Here is a 17,071-nt window from a genome sequence, read left to right as displayed (position 1 = left end):
CATATCCATATCGCTTATTGAGACTTTGGCTCGTCGGTCATCGGTGAGGTGGCTTTGAAAATAAACGGAACTCTCACCTTACCAACAATCGAGGTCTGATATGGCTGGCATTTCCTCACGGCTTCCTCAGCTGCCAATCCGACAACATAGTTGGTGCATCCTTCAGATTTCACCGTTTCGACCTCAGTTACTCTTCCGTTTTTGTGAAGGCGGAATTCTATAACAGCGTCTCCGGACTGGTTTAGAGGCATCCTAAAACATTTGCGAACCTGATTTGAGAGACGGAAAGCCTCCTCACGGCTGGGTGGCTCATTGGCGAGCGAAACACCACCACCGAGTGTTGCCATCAAGGCGATGCCATTCAGCGTGATCTTCATACTCAACTCCTGAAAGTTAACGTTCAGCGCACACGAGAGCTAAGACTGCTCCTTATGCCGGTTGCAACTTCGGTTGTGAATCTTGAGCATAATAACGCCACCAACTTTTTATGGTTAACTCAAATTTAGTTGTTGCAATCAAATCGAAACGCTGCCATATGCAGCGCCCTGAGCTTAATCGCTCAAGCAAAAGGATAATATCACCATGATACGCAAACCGACTACCCAGTGGAGCACAAGCAAGGCCTAGTATTGGCGTCGGTTTAATACCCGTTGCGCATTTGCATCGGCTTATCCTTGTGTTCCCCATTTGACAGACTTTCGGCCATCCTGGCCGCCAAAAGCTTTCAGGGGACAGCTATGAATTTTTCTCGTCAAGTATCTCGAAACATCAGTCTTCAACGTGCCGGTCTCGGATTCATCGCCGAAGCTGACGCATCACGTGATCTGCTGCAGCTCATTGACCAAGATTGTCACGGCCTGACCAAGGTCGGGGGCTTGGAAATATAAGGCAGCCTCATCCGAGAGTGGCGGCTCTTCCGTCAAGTTTTGGAAAGAGCCCCGCCCTGGATTTGCAACCCGTGAACCTCAGCAGAAGAATGCCAAAACCGCTCGTGGTTCCACTGTTCATGAAGTTACAGTTGTCTTCCATGAAAGTGAACTTGAGCACCGGGTTTCGACATTAATTCAGGCGCGGCGAGACGTTCAGGAACTTCATTCTCAGTACCCGGTAATGAGCTACGTCGACGCTGATGGTGTCCGACGAAAGCATACCTTCGACTATTACGTGGTGCTGAAAAGCGGAGTCCACCTGGCCATTGCAGTTAAGCCGTTCAAGAAAAAGGCGGCCATGCAAGATGTGCTGGAGCGCATTCAACGGGCAGGCATGGAATGCATCGGGACACTGGGTGAAATTGAAACTCGACACCCCGACATCAAGCTCAGACTTCTCACCGAAGTCGAGGCTAACATCGATGCATTTTTGAACGCCATGAACATTCTACGCGCCCGTTCTCATTACAATGAGACTGAGTATCTGGCGCTGGCCAACGAGATCAAATACTGCCCAGGCCACTTCCGGTTTGGGCAATTGTTCAAGAACTGCACGAGCCGTTCAAGCCGCTGGACTGCGGCTTGGTCGCTTATCGACCACGAAATTATCAGGCCCGTGAATCCGGGACAGATCAACGAACTCAGTTGGATGACTGTGGTTCGCTAGACGACGACCAATACAGCTACGTTCAAAAAGGAGGTTAGCATGAACAGCTATTTTGCACAGCCAGCCACATTCCAGCGCTCTTTGGTGAACATGCGCAAGGTCGACAGGCTTAGCTATAAGAACGCCCATTGGATTCCAGTTTGCAGAGGCAACGAGGGATGGCACATCAAGAGGGAAGACGACAGCCACGAAGTCGTTGTCGGCCATCAGGAGCTCTATAACGAAATTTCTGCTGGTCGCGCCTCGGTTCGGTATGGGTATCAGGAACCTGAGCAACAGAAGCTACGCATTATCTTCGGCGATAAAAAGTTCTCTGATTTCCCTGAGAAGGTTCAGAAGCTGGCTCTCGTTCGTGAAAAGCTGATCAACCGTTATGACGCGGAATTCCCGGAATATGGGCGGAAACGTTGGAACAATGGGAAGCTCCAGCATCTTCTGAAGACTTGGCACGCCGAGATCCAGTCAAGCCTTCTCCCAAGCGCCAGGCGCGCAGACAGGCCGATGGAACTCACGTTCTATCGCGCCCCATCGGTCAAGACTTTCTGGAGGGATTACACCAAGTATCACGGATGCGGAGGCGACGTCCTCGGATTGGTTCAACGTCATCATGGTCCTGGTACCTATTATCGTTCCGCTGATCCGGAATCGATTGCATTCGCGCATAGCGAAGCTCTTCGGTACATGGATAACAGGAAGAAATCGAAGGCACAGGTTTATCAGGATTATCTGGCCAAGCTTTTTGAGATGAATTCATCACCGGATTCTCAGCTCAAAAAAGTTTCGCGCACAAAATTCGAGAGCATCATTGATGGTTTTGATGAGTACGCGAAGGTCGCTGGACGACACGGGGAGGCTTACGCCAAGAAACGACTTTCTTCCGTAAAGCGAAGCTTCCATTTCGAAGTGCCGGGTGACCGGATCGAGATGGATTTCTGGAATGTGGAATTGATGTCCTTGTTCGTGGAAACGGGGATGTGGTCCCTCTTACCAGAAAGCTACCGTAATCAGATCGGAAGCACCCGCATTTGGTTCGCTGCCGCCATCGACGTGTCCACTCGCTATGTGTTGGCTTTTAAGGCGAGCACTAATCCGAATGCGGCCAATGCTGTCGAAGCAATCAGAATGATCATGTCCGACAAAACGCATATTTCCACTGCGTTGGGTTGCGAAACGCCCTGGATTGGACGCCTTCGTCCTCGCCAGATCTATTGCGATAACGGCAAGGAGTTCGTCAGCCAGCGGACCCAGGAAGTTTTGAGGAATGCACGCATTGCGTTTACCCGACCACCAGCGGGTGAACCACAAGCCAGACCATTTATCGAACGGCTTTTCAAAACCATTGGTCCGATGGTGGCGCATCATTTTGATGGCCGAACCTTCGGTTCTATTCACGAGAAAGGAGACTACAATCCGGAGGAACGCTTAAGCCTGCAGAGTGATGAGCTGATCAAGTTCTTCCTCTACGCGATCTGCGATATCTATCACAACAAGAAGCATGCAGGGCTCGCGGATGGTACCCCACACAATGCTTGGGTGAAGGCGACATCCCGATATCCAATCGACGTTGCGCCCGACGAAGAGGAAATGCTTCACATCTTTGGGGAGAAGGTTTCGCGACGGATTTCGTCCTATGGCGTGTCTTTCATGGGCATTCCTTATTCGAACGATGAGCTAACGCGCCTTCGCCTGAAACATGGTCAGACGGATTTTGAGATCAAGTACGATCCAGCGAATCTGCGTTCCATTGCCGTCTATGCAGGCAAGGATAAGGGCTGGTTCTCAGTCGAAAACCAAATCGGACTGGACGATAACGTTTCGCTTGAGGAATGGATCGTAGCACGGCAGCAGCTTCGTCTGGCTAATGCCAAGGAAAGCGAGTCTGGTCTCGCCGCTATGTACCGGGCGATCAATAAATTGCGGACCTCCGGTGACGCCGCGATGATCAGGGCAAAGCTGGGTGCACGGTCATTGGATAGCAATGCACTGGCAAGGCTCGAAGCCGAACTGTGCGGCAGTTGGATCGCAAATCCGGATGACCAGATGCAGGGACTTGAAGCGCTCGCTTCTCTTCCGGGGGATCTGAAGCTCGCGGATGAATCGGCGTTCGTGGAGTACCAAACGGTCCAGAAGAAAGAGATCGCAGCTGCAAAACGGGCTGCGAAAAGCGAGCGGCTGGAAACCAGAGCGAACAATACAGATTCCGACCTTCAAACAGAAACCTCTGTTTCAAGGAGCGGCTATTACGACGAATTTTAAGAAGGGCGGGACCAATGAACACTGACGAATTGAAAGAACTCAAAAGACATATCTACGGCACATATCTCGAAAGTCCTCGTGACAGAAAATTGCTCAATATGCTGCAAGGACTGGTTGATAACGTCGATGATCACCTGAACGGTGGCGGCGGCTCTCGCCAGACTGCATTATTTGTCATTGGTGAATCCGGGAGCGGCAAATCCCATTCATTGAAACACCACTGTGGTCGCATCGCAGAGTTTCAGCCACGAGAAAATGAGTTTGGCGAAACCATCACGCCTTTTCTCAGCATCGAGGCATCAAGCTCATCAACCATGAAGGGGTTTGCAATCACACTGCTGTCCGCGATGGGGCTTCCAGCAAACTCCAAGCAAACTGAAACCCAGCTATTTTCGGCTGTGAAAACTCAGTTGAAAGCGAGAGGTATTCTCTACCTGCACGTCGATGAGGCTCAACACCTCATTCGTCACGATAGTCAGAAGGTGATTACCGAGGTCCAGGACGGGCTGAAGAGCCTTATGCAGATTCCTGACTGGCCTTTGCATACGATCTTTTCGGGTGTGCCGGATCTTGCCAAATTGCTGACAAATGATCTCCAGCTCGCGAACCGTAGCAAGGTCATTCGCTATGTTGAGCAGAGCCCTACTGATGATCAGCAATTCATCAACGATGCCATGACCAAAATTGCCGAACAGATCTGTGGCCTGAAGATCGCGGATGAACTGCGAGAAGCAGACTTTGTGGGGCGACTGTGTCACTCGGCTCAAGGCGGGCTAGGCAAGATTGTTGAAACTATTCGTGCCGCTTGCATCCTGACCGTTAAAAACGACAGGACTGTGCTCGAAAATCGTGCGTTCGCATTCGTCTATCAAGAATCGAGCGGTTGCCTGCCCGAACACAATATCTTCTCAGCGCCGCGTTGGTCAGAAATCTCGCCGGAACATGTGCTCGCCGATTTGTCTGCACCCAACGAACCCAAGAAAAAAGGAAGGACCAAGAAATGACATTGCCGGTTACCCTGCCCTTCCATGAAGACGAAAGTCCGATCAGCCTCGTGTCGCGTCTGGCGCGCGCGAATAGCTATGATTCCTTGCAATCATTGCTCGGTTTCACACACACGAGCCGAGAAGCTATTGTTCGTGGAGATCATGACGCGCTTGCGGAAATCGCGGAGCTTTCAGGGATTTCCATTGAACGCTTAGCGGATGCAAGCATCGTCCATCAACATCCAGGTTCCAACTGGAAGCTTGGCCACGCTATTTTCAATAAAGAGATGCGTCCGGGAAAGATGCTCCGATACTGTCCGCATTGCGTTCTTGACGACATTGATCGGCGACCAGGTCGCTCCATTGCCAAGCCCTATGCACGCTCGTGGTGGAGTTGTCGCGGTATCGAAGGTTGTCCAGAGCATGGGCGTAAGTTGGCCGAGCACCTCGTAACTTCTTTTGACCAGCGCGACGACTTTGCCACGTTCGTCGAGCAAAATGTCCAGACAATCCGCAATCAGGCGTGCACTGATCAGCAAAGCTCAGCACCCTTCATGGATCGTTTTCTGCGTGACCGCATTTTCAAACGCGCCGAAGCCAACGATTTGGTCGACACATTGGACGCACATATCGTTGCTGAGCTTTCTGGTTATATGGGAAAGTTCATTGCGATTCATAAGCTCACCCACTTTCAGGATGAGGCGACGGACCAGCGTGAATGGGGATTTAGGCTACTCTGCAAAGGGGAGGCAGAACTGGAGCGCATTATTATTGAAACCATCGAGCAGAAAAGGCCGATGGTTCGTTTCGTCGAGCAGTTCTTCGGTCAGCTTGTCGATTGGCTCCGCCGCAATAAACTGAAGCCAGCATACCAGCCTCTTGTGACGTTGTTCCAGGACATTGCCGAAAAGAACATGCCATTTGGTCCGGGCATGACCTTTATCAATCCCGTCGAGCACCGCTATGTCTATTGTGTGAACTCTGCTCACACAGACTTCGGCATTCATAAAAAGCGCATTAAGACCCTGCTTGTTTCGCATGGACTAACCGACCGCATCAACCAGAATGACTCGGCTATCTATTTTGATGCTGAGAGGGCCCGCCCAATTTTAGAAGCCGCTAGCGAAACCCTTACATCTACGGCTGCCGCAGAAATTCTCGGCGTGGATGAAGAACAGTTCCGGACGCTGGTGAAAGTCGGGTTTGTAGGCCAGGTTGAAGAACGAGAGAACGAAAGGGGATATTTGCGTATTCCTCAAGCGGAATTGGACAGCTTCCAATCCGCGTTGCTCGCAAACGCGGAATCGGTCGAACATGACGAAGACGAGTGGGGTTCGCTAATGGAACTCGCCCACGCTTTTACGATGGCTTTTGAAAACATTCTTCAACTGATTATCGAGGGTTCTGTAGACGCTCGTGTCATTACTGGCCCAGGCGGCCTGCTTGCGAGGCTACGCGTGAGTAAGCTCGAAGTTCAACGTGTTCGACTCCAGAGCCTGTCTGACATGCAAGAAAATTTCGTAACTTTCGAGCAGGCTCTCGACTTACTCGGTACATCGGATGTCACGCTATCGCAGCTTCTCAGGCGAGGTTATATCAAGGAGAGGGATTACAAGCGGTCATCAAAAATGGCTCGATTGATTAACGAGGACTCGCTTCAAGAATTTAAATCCAAGTTCATTTCTCTTGTAGATTTCTGTCAGAAGGTCGGCGTGAACCGAGTTGGGATGAAGAAGCGATTAGCAGATCTCGGCGTCTCGCCACTTTTCGACAATAATAAATTCGTGGCTAGTTATTACAATTTGTCCGATCTTGAAAAGCGAGGAGCCTTCGCTTTGGGACGGTGAGAAAATCAATTCCGAAAACTTACGAAGCCCGCTTTGCGGGCTTTTTTTGTATCTTCCCTTTAAAAGAGACAAATCAAACGCAACGAAATGATCATACCTTTTTGAAGGTACGCTAAAAAGACCAATAAAATCAACGATGATGCCGTCAAACAAGACAAACCAAGGCGGACTCTACACTTTGTAAACGCCATCGCGGCTTCCTCCCTACGCCTTGGTAAGAGCATTGCGTTGCCTTTGCTTTGGCCACTTTGACAAAAGCACTTGTTCAAAGATTTACCATCAAGGCTTGTGGTTTTTCTCTTACATTTCAATTTATCTGCACGTTGGCGTGGCGAACTACGCAAACCCGCATTGTCAGCAACTGATGGAACCTGTAATTCAGGGTTATGTCTGGGTGAGAAAGCGCAATGGGACAGGCTTTACACCGCAGCGCCACGACCACGCATGTAATCTGTGGCTTAATACAGCGATAGCAAGCTTCCGCCGCTGCACGAAGTCGGAGCTACGCTAACCAAGCCAAAGCATCTATTGGCGAACTGACACGTCGAACGGATGAACAGAGCCATCGAAGACGCAACCGTCAAACGCTATCATTTCGACAATCATGAACAGTTACATCACCACCACGGAAACTATATCTCGGCGTCCAACTTTACCCGCAAGATTAAGAGACCGAGAGAACGCAAGCCTTACCGATGCAGCTGCAAAGACTGGACGTTAGAGCCAGAGAAATCAAGTTGAACCCAATCCATCAATGGCAGGAACTAAACACCAACCCACGCGCTCCAACATCCCATTATAGACTGGAGGATCTATAAAGAATATCATCAGATTGAGCGCTTTTTCAACAAGTTGAAGCGATATCGCCGTATTGCATTGCGATGCGAGAAAACGCTGACACCTTCATGGGCCTCGTCCGTCTCGCATGCGCTGTACTATGGATAAAATGAATGCAGATAGAATCTAATCCGACCATTGTTCCACCCGGTCGGATAATGCTGTCATTCAGAGCGTAAATTCGAGAATTGTCCCATTCGCCTCATCGGGTGAAATGACAATATTGCCTGATCTCTCAGTATAAGGGACATGATTGGCATTAAGAACTGCGCGGGTCTTGTCGAGCGATGCTACGCGAAGACGCAAGCCGGAAAATGCTTGAACCGAAGTCTTGTCCAACGCCGCAGCTCCATAGAGTTGCTCCGCATGAGGACGATCATAAACAAGAATATAAGCAGAGTCCGGCCCCGTGGAAACGCGCCACTCGCCGCCGCTGCCTGTTGCTTTTCCTTCAGCAAAAAGCTTTGCAAAGCCGTTCGCCGATGCTTCAGGATCAGTAGAAACTGCCAGCACTGCCGATAATTCGTTTGCACCATTTTCATGCTCGATCAACTCAGGAAGCCAAACAGTCTCACGTGTCTTATGCTGGCACATGAAAACCATGCCCTGCGGCACTTCCTGATCGGCAAATGAAACAGTCTCAAAAGCCGCAACGTCCTCACCACCATTCGGCAACTGAACCGGACGCGAAAAGGCACCCACGTTCCCTGTTTCAAGTCCAAGAGCCGCCAGTTCCGCTTTAGCCTGTGACGCGCTATCAATGCGGCAGGCTACGGCATGCACACCTTCCCCCTGTGCAGAAAGCTTCTCACGCAGATGCAGATTTCCGGGCGTTTCAGCAACCATACCCAAAAGCTCGAAATAATCCTTCGGGAACATGATTGTATAATTGCCGGAGCCTTTTTCCTTGCTGTGAAGACCACGAGGGCTGAGCGTAAAACCAAGACGGCGATATTGCTCAGCACTCTGCTCCAGATTTTTAACAAGCAGGAAGATGTGATCAACACCTTTGACAGGATGGGACATACAAGCTCTCCTTTTTCTTTACAGGCAGTGAATTCGTTCTTTCAGCGAAAGTTATGGCACACACTTATGCAAAGCAACGCAACGCGCGCCGTGACAAACCTGCGTTGAAGAAATTGAGACTTATTAACGCAGAAATTCCGATATAATTTTCCATTTTTGAGACAAATGTTAGTTTATATTGACATTTTTCATATAGATTCTAGCATAGGCGTGCTTGCATAGAACATTCAAGCTGGAATCAGGCATTTTCTAGCAAAATCAGGGACTTGAACAAGAATGGAACCTGCGGGAAAAGAGGCTGGAAAGCCCTCCCTCAACGTTCTTTTAGGGGAACATCAATGCATATCAGGAAAGCTGGCCTTAGCCTGTTTCTCGCTGCTTTTTCGCTCACAACGGCACCCTCCCATGCTGAAGACGTGAAACGCGGCGGCACAGTCATCGTCCATATGAATACCGAGCAGGGTATCCTTAATCCGGCCTTGCGTGCCTCGACAGGTATTTATCAGATCACGGGCCGTATCATGGAGCCACTGATCGACCGCACCTATGAAGGCTATGTGCCTGTGCTGGCGACAAGCTGGGCTTCATCGGAAGACGGCAAGGAAATTACTTTTAAGCTGCGCGAAAATGTACGCTGGCATGATGGCGAGCCTTTCACCTGCGATGATGTTTCGTTCAGTGCGATGAATCTGTGGAAGAAGCTGCTCAACTATTCGACAACGCTTCAGGCCAATCTGGAAGCTGTCGATTGCACAGACCCGCACACGGCTGTTTTCCGTTATTCAAAACCGATGCCGCTTGATCTTCTGGTCGCCGCGATGCCTGACCTTGGCCATCCTGTCGCCAAGCACCTTTATGAAGGCACCGATATCCTCAAGAACAAGTATAACTCGGCACCTGTCGGCACTGGCCCATTCAAATTCGTTGAATATGAGCGCGGACAGCACATCATTGCTCAGCGCAATGACGATTACTGGCGCGGAAAGGAATATCCGTATCTTGATCGCGTAATCTGGCGCTTCATGCCAGACAAGGCGGCCGCTGCAGCAGCGCTTGAATCAGGCGAAATCATGGAAACTGCTTTCAACGGCATCTCCATGTCGGATACAGAGCGCCTTGCAAAAGATGGCCGTTTCGACACAGGCACCAAGGGCTTTGAAAACAACGTCGCTCACTCGACCGTTGAATTTAATCTGCGCAATCCGATCCTAGCAAATCTGAAAGTTCGTCAGGCGATCTACCACGCCCTCGACATCGATTTTGCGATCCAGTCGATCATGCGGGGCTATGCCAAGCCGGGCCGTGGCCCGATCCCAAGTTCGGGTGGTGCAAATTACACCGATCAGGTTCAGACCTATCCTTATGATGTTGAAAAAGCCAAGCAACTGCTTGATGAAGCTGGCTATCCAGCAGGGCCGGACGGCATCCGCTTCAAATTGCGCCATCGCGCAGCACCATGGGGCGAATATACCCAGCTCTGGTCTGAATATTATGCACAAGCCATGAAAGAAGTGGGCATCGATGTTCAGCTCGTGACCAATGATGCGCCGGGCTTCCTCAATGGTGTCTATCGCGATCATGATTTTGACACGGCCAGTGGCTGGCACCAGTTCCGTTCGGATCCGGCCGTCTCAACCACAGTCTGGCTGCGGTCCGGCACTCCGGCCGGGACCGCATGGTCAAACCAGTTCGATTACAAGTCGGACGAAATGGACAGTCTGATCGATCAGGCCGCATCCGAGCTCGACCCTGCAAAGCGTGCAGCGCTTTACCATCAGGTTCAGCAGCTCGAAATGAAAGATCTGCCGGTTATTTTCGCCATTGAGCATCCGTTCATCGGCGTCACCAACAAGGCTTTGAAGAACCACCACAACACGCCACGTTGGGATTCTTCAAGCTGGTACGATCTGTGGATCGACCAATAAACTGAACAAACAATACCGTCGATGGACATTCCGTCGGCGGTATTGCCTATAAAATCCATCGGATGCTCCGTCATGCCCCTGCCTCCCCTATTGCGTTTTGCGCTGCGGCGCATTTTGCAGGCGATCCCCGTCATACTTCTCATCATGATCGGGTCGTTTCTGATTATAAAGCTTGCCCCCGGCGATACCGTTGACGCGCTTGTCGGTGACATGGGCGGGGCGGACCCGCAATTCGTTGCCAATCTGCGGACCGAATATGGTCTTGACCAGGCTGTGTGGATGCAACTCGGGCTTTATATGAGCAAAATCGCACAGCTGGATTTTGGTTGGTCTTATGTTTACGAGCTGCCCGTCTGGGATGTGCTGATGAGCCGTCTGGTGCCCACATTGCTCCTGATGGTTTCCTCGCTCTCGGTGGCCTTTATTTTCGGCGTTGCATTGGGCGCAATTGCTGCGCGCCGCGCCTATACGCTGACCGATAATGCAATCTCAACACTCGGCCTCATTTTCTATGCGATGCCGAGCTTTTTCTTCAGCCTTCTTCTGATGCTGGTGTTTTCCGTCAAGCTTGGCTGGCTGCCGGTGGGCGGATTGAAGACGCTGGGTGCCTTCTATTCGGGCTGGGATAATGTGGTCGATATTGCAATGCACCTCATCATGCCAACCACAGCGCTGGCACTGATTTATCTGGCATTTTATATGCGCTTGATGCGCACCAGCGTTCTGGAAGTCGAAGACCTTGATTATGTGCGCACCGCACGCGCAAAGGGTGCAAGTGGCACGCGTCTTATGTTTCACCACATCATGCGCAATGCGCTGTTGCCGGTTGTCACATTGCTCGGACTTCAATTCTCCACCGTGCTTGGCGGCTCCGTGGTTATTGAGACAATCTTCTCTCTACCGGGACTTGGCCAGCTTGCTTATATGTCGGTGATAAAACGCGATATAAACACATTGATGGGCATTATCTTCCTGTGCTCCATTCTTGTCATCATCGTCAATTTCCTCACCGATCTTATCTATGCGCGGCTTGATTCCAGGATCGAATTGTCATGACATCGCAAGACTTCACTCTCCCGCGCCCGCAGACCTCCCGCACAAAGATTCTTTGGCAGAGGTTCAAACGCAACCGCGCTGCCGTGCTCGGTCTTTTGCTTTTCATTCTTGTTGTGCTGATCGCAGTTTTCGCTGACGTGATCACACCCGGCGATCCGCTGCGCCGTGCCGGTGATCCGCTTGTCTGGCCATTCGTGAATATGGCTACACCGCTCGGAACTGACCAGCTTGGTCGTGACATCATGTCCGGCATTTTTCACGGTGCCCGCATATCATTGCTGATCGGCGTGGTGGCCACGCTCATTTCCATCTTCATCGGAGTGCTGATTGGCGCCTTTGCCGGCTATTATGGCGGATGGGTCGATGATGTTCTGATGCGCGTTACAGAAGCTTTCCAGACGGTTCCAAGTTTCGTTTTGTTGCTGGCACTGGTAGCAATCTTCGGATCATCCATTGAAAACATTATCATTTGCATCGGCATTGTTTCATGGACGGCACCTGCGCGCATGGTACGCGCTGAATTTCTGGCCCTTCGCAAACGTGAGTTTGTCGATGCGGCGCGCAACTTAGGTATTGGAAACGCATCGATCATTTTCCGCGAAATTCTGCCCAATGCATTGCCGCCGGTGATCGTGTTTGCATCCGTCGTGATGGCAACAGCCATTCTGATGGAAAGCGCATTGGCGTTTCTTGGTCTGGGCGATCCCAATTATGCAAGCTGGGGCAACATGATCGGTCAGGGCCGCGCGGTGTTGCGCACAGACTGGTTCTGCTCGGTCATTCCCGGCATTGCCATTCTGCTGACCGTCCTCTCCTTCAGTCTGCTCGGCGAGGGACTCAACGATGCGCTTAATCCGAGACAGAAAAAATGACAGCCAGCCCGGTTCTTGAAATTAAAAATCTGCAAATAGCGCTCCCGACCGGTGCGGACCGTCCGTTTGCCTTGCATGACCTGACATTAACCGTCAATCCGGGTGAGATTGTCTGCCTCGTTGGTGAGAGCGGTTCAGGCAAGTCGCTCTCCGCAGGCGCGATCATGCGCCTACTGCCCGAACCACATGTGCGCGTTACCAATGGCACGGTTCTGCTTGAAGGCACCGATCTTTACGCGCTGAGCGAAAAGGAAATGAAGGCTCTGCGGGGAAACCGCATCGGCATGATCTTTCAGGAACCGATGACAGCGCTTAATCCGCAAAAGACAGTTGGCTGGCAGATTGATGAAGTGCTGCGGCTACACACCAGGCTTGGCCGAAAAGAGCGTCGCACCGCGGTTATGGACATTTTGCATGACGTCAAAATTCCCGATCCGCAGTCGGCCTATAATGCCTATCCCCACCAGATTTCCGGCGGGCAGCGTCAGCGGGTAATGATCGCCATGGCGCTGATCCTCAAGCCACGCCTTCTCATCGCGGACGAGCCAACCACTGCGCTTGATGTGACCACACAAGCGCAGATTCTCAAACTCATCCGTGATCTGCAACGCGAACAGAGCACCGGTATTTTGTTCATTACGCATGATTTTGGCGTGGTGGCAGAAATTGCCGATCGCGTTGCTGTGCTCAGGCTTGGAGAACTTGTTGAGGAAGGGCCGGCAAAGGATGTGCTCAACAACCCGCAACATCCCTATACGAAAGCCCTTATCGCAGCCGTTCCCGCGCTGATACCACCTGCCGTTCGGCCATTCGGTGATGCTCAGCCCGTCGTTCTTAAAGCGGATGCTTTGTCCAAAACATTCAGGGCGCACGGTGGAATATTCAGTGGCAAACGCAGTGCTGTGCCAGCTGTAAAAGACTTGTCTTTCGAACTGCGACAGGGCGAAACGCTCGGTGTGGTCGGCGAAAGCGGCTCTGGCAAGACCACCGTCTCGCGCATTGTCACGCGGCTTCTGGAAGCGGACAGCGGCAAGGTCGATTTGAATGGCCGCGATTTCCTCAGTGCAAGCCCGCGCGAAGTGCGCGCCATGCGCAAGGATATTCAAATGGTCTTTCAGGACCCGATGGCATCACTCAATCCTCGCCGCCGTGTCGTCGATCTGATTGCACAGGGACCAATCGTCCACGGTATGCCAAAAAGACAGGCGCATGCAAAAGCGCGCGACCTGCTTGAACTGGTCGAGCTTTCACCGGCTGCGGCTGATCGTTTCCCGCACGAATTCTCCGGCGGCCAACGCCAGCGCATTGGCATCGCACGGGCATTGGCACTGGAACCACGCATCATCGTGGCTGACGAGCCGGTTTCCGCGCTTGATGTCTCGGTTCAGGCACAGGTCTTGCGGCTTCTTGCCGATCTGCGTGAACGGCTCAACCTCTCGCTTCTTTTCGTAACACATGACCTGCGCGTCGCATCCCAATTATGCGACCGCATCATCGTGATGTCGAAAGGCGAAATTGCTGAAACCGGACCGACAGCCGAAGTTTTTGCTCATCCGCAGCACGAATATACACAGCGCCTTCTTGCCTCAATCCCCGGCAAAAGCTGGACGCCGCCGCGCTTTGACAGCACAGAATGAAGGTTCACGCCCCTATGCAGAATATCCAATTTCCTCCTTCCATCTGGGCTGCAACCGCACCCGAGCGCGTTCCTTCTGCGCCAATCAAAGCCGATGCGGAAGCGGATTTCGTCATTGTAGGCGGTGGCTTCACGGGCCTATCAGCAGCACTTCATCTTGCGAAACGTGGCAAACGGGTGATCCTGCTTGAAGCAAAGGCTGTTGGCTGGGGTGCATCGGGACGCAACAATGGTCAGGTTATTCCGACAATGACCGCCGCAGAACCAGACGCCATTGCCGCACGGTATGGCGATGCCGGAACACGGTTTGCAAAATTGATCGGCAACAGTGCCGACATTCTTTTTTCCATCATCCGTGACGAAAACATCCATGCCGAGGCTGAACAGACCGGCTGGTTCCAGCCTGCGCATTCACCGGGCCGCGTGAAACTATCGCAATCACGTGTGGAGGCATGGAAGCGGTTCGGCTTTCCAGCGCAATATCTTGATAGCGCCGCGACATCGAAGTTGTTGGGCAGCGATTTCTGGTATGGTGGCATGTTTAACCCAACGGGTGGCCACATCAATCCGCTCGCCCTTGCGCGTGGTCTGGCCGCTGCTGCGGAGCGTCACGGCGCAATCATCCATGAGCAAAGCCCTGTCACATCTTTCGAAATAACAGGCGACCATTGGATCGTGCGCGTTGGTAATGCAACGGTTCGTGCAAAAGGCTTTTTGCTTGCAACCAATGCCTATACAGGCGAATTGCGTGAAAGCCTTGCACCGCGTCTGGCGCGCTCCATCGTGCCGGTTCTTTCATGGCAAATGGCAACGGCCCCGCTCAGTGATACTCTGCGTGCAACAATTCTTCCGGGCCGTCAGGCCGTCTCTGATACACGCGGCGATCTGCGCTTTTTCCGCTATGACGCGCGTAACCGGCTGATCACCGGCGGCGTGGTGATGGGTGATTATAATGTTGCCGAACGCGTCAAACGCAAAGCCGCCCGCAATATGGCAGAAGCATTTCCGGCCTTGGGTGAACCCGAAATTACCCATGTCTGGAGCGGCTATATCGGCATGACGTGGGATCGCTTTCCGCGAATGCATCAGCTTGGAACCAACGGCTGGGCGTGGATAGGCTGCAATGGCCGCGGGGTCGCGCTTGGCACAGCACTTGGACGCGAATTTGCACGCGCGCTTGATGGCGAACCATTACAGGAGCTCGCACTTCCGATTTCAGACCCTGCCCCTCTGCCCTTCCACAAAATTGCGCGAAAGATTGCGCCGTTCTATCTCGCCTGGTTGCGGCGTAAGGATAAAACAGAGCCTCAGTTATAAGCGAAGTTGAATAACATTCATGCGAAAGGTTGATCCATGAATCAGATGCCAATTCTCGAACGTCGCCGCATTGAGGCGCTTGTTCTTAAAAATGTTTATGAGGTTCTTCGCGAGCGGTCAGGCGAAGAAGAAGCGCAGGCTGCCATCGGCGAAGCGGTGACGCGCTCGGCGATTGAACAGGGTCGCAGTTTTGCGCAGGAACTGGGCCACACGCCGGACCTTCAGGACTTTGCCGATATTCTACCGCTTTGGACCAAGGATGATGCGCTGGAAATTGAAGTTCTGTCGCAGAGCAAAGATCATTTCGATTTCAATGTAAAGCGCTGCCGCTATTCAGAAATGTACCGGGATATGGGACTGGGCCATATCGGGCACCTTCTATCATGTAATCGCGATGGCGATTTCTGCATTGGCTACAATCCGGAAATGAAGCTTGAACGCACCCAGACCATCATGCAGGGCGCAAGTCATTGCGACTTCCGATACACACTCGACGCTGCAGAAAAAGGAGCCTGATATGCCGGTTGAAAACTGGACGTCGAACCAGCTCGACGAACTGATTGCCTTCCGACGTGATCTGCATGAAAATCCGGAACTGCTCTATGATGTTCATCGCACAGCGGAAAAAGTCGCGGAAGCGCTGCGTGCGGCAGGCCTTGATGAAGTCGTGACCGGCATTGGCCGCACCGGCGTTGTCGGTGTCATTCACGGACAGACCAACAAATCAGGCCGCGCTATTGCCCTTCGCTCCGATATGGACGCGCTGCCAATCCATGAAGAAACCGGCGCTGAATGGGCCTCAAAAATTCCGGGTAAAATGCATGCCTGCGGCCATGATGGTCACACGACGATGCTTTTAGGCGCGGCACGTGAACTGGCAAAAAGCCGCGCTTTTGACGGCACCGTCATTGTGATCTTCCAGCCGGCGGAAGAAGGCGGCGCGGGTGCCAAAGCGATGATTGATGACGGCCTTTTCAGGCGCTGGCCGGTCAATGAAGTTTACGGCATGCATAACCGTCCAAACCTGCCGGTCGGTGACTTCATTATCAACTCCGGTCCGATCATGGGCTCGGTCGATGTGCTGGAGATAACCATCGAAGGTGTTGGCGGACATGCCGCCTCCCCGCATCATACGATTGACCCAATTCCGGTGACGGCAGCGCTTATTCAGGCGATTCAGACCTTGAGCGCACGCACCATCGATCCGCTTGATTCCGCCGTCATTTCGATCACCACGCTTCATGGCGGTGACGCCTTTAATGTCATTCCGCAGAAGATTAAATTGACCGGTACAGTCCGCACATTGCGCGAAGAAGTGCGCAATCACATCGAGGAGCGGCTGACGCGTGCTGTTGCTGGTATTGCTGATGCTTTTGGCGCGAAGGCCACACTTGATTATCAGCGTAATTATCCCGTCACCATCAATCACGAACGTGAAACCGAACTGGCAGCCCTCGCCGCTGAGGCGGTTTCCGGTGCGGACCGCGTCGCGCGCGACATGCCCGCCACTCTCGGCGGCGAAGATTTTGCATTCATGCTCAATGAAGTGCCGGGCGCCATGATCAATATTGGCAATGGTCCAAGTGCCAATCTGCACCACCCGGAATATGACTTTAACGACGATGTGATTGCCTGGGGAGCTTCGTATTGGACGACCTTGGTCCGCCAGAGATTACCTGTGTGATTGCATAATAGTCAGAAAGCCGGGAATTTTTCC

Annotated in this window: 14 protein-coding genes and 1 pseudogene; 13 read left to right on the top strand and 2 right to left on the bottom strand. The window is 52.2% G+C overall.

Annotated elements, in window-relative coordinates; translation table 11 throughout:
• Positions 1 to 14: 14 nt before the first annotated feature.
• Positions 15 to 377 carry an energy transducer TonB family protein gene (locus ABE527_RS12385; protein ID WP_499697098.1) on the bottom strand — a complete coding sequence of 121 codons (363 nt, stop codon included), beginning with the start codon at positions 375 to 377 and terminating at the stop codon, positions 15 to 17.
• A gap of 360 nt (positions 378 to 737) precedes the next feature.
• Between ABE527_RS12385 and ABE527_RS12380 the strand changes: the two genes are divergently transcribed.
• The 6 genes and pseudogenes from ABE527_RS12380 to ABE527_RS12355 all read left to right on the top strand — a co-directional run.
• Positions 738 to 887, top strand: a complete 150-nt coding sequence (locus tag ABE527_RS12380) for a hypothetical protein (RefSeq protein WP_265986267.1) — start codon at positions 738 to 740, stop codon at positions 885 to 887.
• A 223-nt stretch (positions 888 to 1,110) separates the two neighbouring features.
• Positions 1,111 to 1,596, top strand: a complete 486-nt coding sequence (locus ABE527_RS12375) for a hypothetical protein (protein WP_499697097.1) — start codon at positions 1,111 to 1,113, stop codon at positions 1,594 to 1,596.
• 39 nt (positions 1,597 to 1,635) lie between these two features.
• The gene (locus ABE527_RS12370; RefSeq protein WP_499697096.1) at positions 1,636 to 3,852 is read left to right on the top strand and encodes a TnsB C-terminal domain-containing protein; all 2,217 of its coding nucleotides are present in this window, start codon (positions 1,636 to 1,638) and stop codon (positions 3,850 to 3,852) included.
• Between the two features lie 14 nt (positions 3,853 to 3,866).
• Positions 3,867 to 4,856 carry an ATP-binding protein gene (locus tag ABE527_RS12365; RefSeq protein WP_499697095.1) on the top strand — a complete coding sequence of 330 codons (990 nt, stop codon included), beginning with the start codon at positions 3,867 to 3,869 and terminating at the stop codon, positions 4,854 to 4,856.
• Positions 4,853 to 6,685: a TniQ family protein gene (locus ABE527_RS12360; RefSeq protein ID WP_499697094.1), complete on the top strand. Its 1,833-nt coding sequence runs from the start codon at positions 4,853 to 4,855 to the stop codon at positions 6,683 to 6,685. Before ABE527_RS12365 ends, ABE527_RS12360 begins: the two co-directional genes overlap by 4 nt.
• Before the next feature lie 757 nt (positions 6,686 to 7,442).
• Positions 7,443 to 7,635: pseudogene (locus tag ABE527_RS12355) on the top strand (IS5-like element IS711 family transposase); the annotation flags it as partial.
• A 55-nt stretch (positions 7,636 to 7,690) separates the two neighbouring features.
• Here ABE527_RS12355 and ABE527_RS12350 read toward each other — a convergent pair.
• Positions 7,691 to 8,548 carry a VOC family protein gene (locus tag ABE527_RS12350; RefSeq protein ID WP_499697093.1) on the bottom strand — a complete coding sequence of 286 codons (858 nt, stop codon included), beginning with the start codon at positions 8,546 to 8,548 and terminating at the stop codon, positions 7,691 to 7,693.
• Positions 8,549 to 8,886: 338 nt separating this feature from the next.
• Here ABE527_RS12350 and ABE527_RS12345 point away from each other — a divergent pair, with 338 nt between their 5' ends.
• From ABE527_RS12345 to ABE527_RS12315, 7 genes are all read left to right on the top strand, one after another.
• Complete coding sequence (locus tag ABE527_RS12345) at positions 8,887 to 10,473, top strand: ABC transporter substrate-binding protein (RefSeq protein WP_499697092.1); 1,587 nt, start codon at positions 8,887 to 8,889, stop codon at positions 10,471 to 10,473.
• A 72-nt stretch (positions 10,474 to 10,545) separates the two neighbouring features.
• Positions 10,546 to 11,529 (top strand): ABC transporter permease, encoded by a 984-nt coding sequence (locus tag ABE527_RS12340; RefSeq protein ID WP_396998472.1) that lies wholly within the window; start codon positions 10,546 to 10,548, stop codon positions 11,527 to 11,529.
• Positions 11,526 to 12,401 (top strand): ABC transporter permease, encoded by an 876-nt coding sequence (locus ABE527_RS12335; protein WP_265985790.1) that lies wholly within the window; start codon positions 11,526 to 11,528, stop codon positions 12,399 to 12,401. The genes ABE527_RS12340 and ABE527_RS12335 overlap by 4 nt, the downstream gene beginning before the upstream one ends.
• Entirely contained in the window at positions 12,398 to 14,038 is a 1,641-nt protein-coding gene (locus tag ABE527_RS12330) for an ABC transporter ATP-binding protein (protein WP_499697091.1), read from the top strand. Before ABE527_RS12335 ends, ABE527_RS12330 begins: the two co-directional genes overlap by 4 nt.
• Before the next feature lie 14 nt (positions 14,039 to 14,052).
• Complete coding sequence (locus ABE527_RS12325) at positions 14,053 to 15,354, top strand: NAD(P)/FAD-dependent oxidoreductase (RefSeq protein ID WP_499697090.1); 1,302 nt, start codon at positions 14,053 to 14,055, stop codon at positions 15,352 to 15,354.
• 36 nt (positions 15,355 to 15,390) lie between these two features.
• Complete coding sequence (locus ABE527_RS12320; RefSeq protein ID WP_499697089.1) at positions 15,391 to 15,870, top strand: L-2-amino-thiazoline-4-carboxylic acid hydrolase; 480 nt, start codon at positions 15,391 to 15,393, stop codon at positions 15,868 to 15,870.
• A gap of 1 nt (position 15,871) precedes the next feature.
• A complete protein-coding gene (locus ABE527_RS12315; RefSeq protein WP_499697088.1) occupies positions 15,872 to 17,038 on the top strand; it encodes a M20 aminoacylase family protein in 1,167 nt (388 codons plus the stop codon).
• Positions 17,039 to 17,071: the final 33 nt, after the last annotated feature.

It is taken from the genome of Brucella sp. TWI432, from assembly GCF_039674445.1.
GTDB classification, from domain to species: domain Bacteria; phylum Pseudomonadota; class Alphaproteobacteria; order Rhizobiales; family Rhizobiaceae; genus Brucella; species Brucella chromiisoli.
This window is presented reverse-complemented; position numbering and strand designations above follow the sequence as displayed.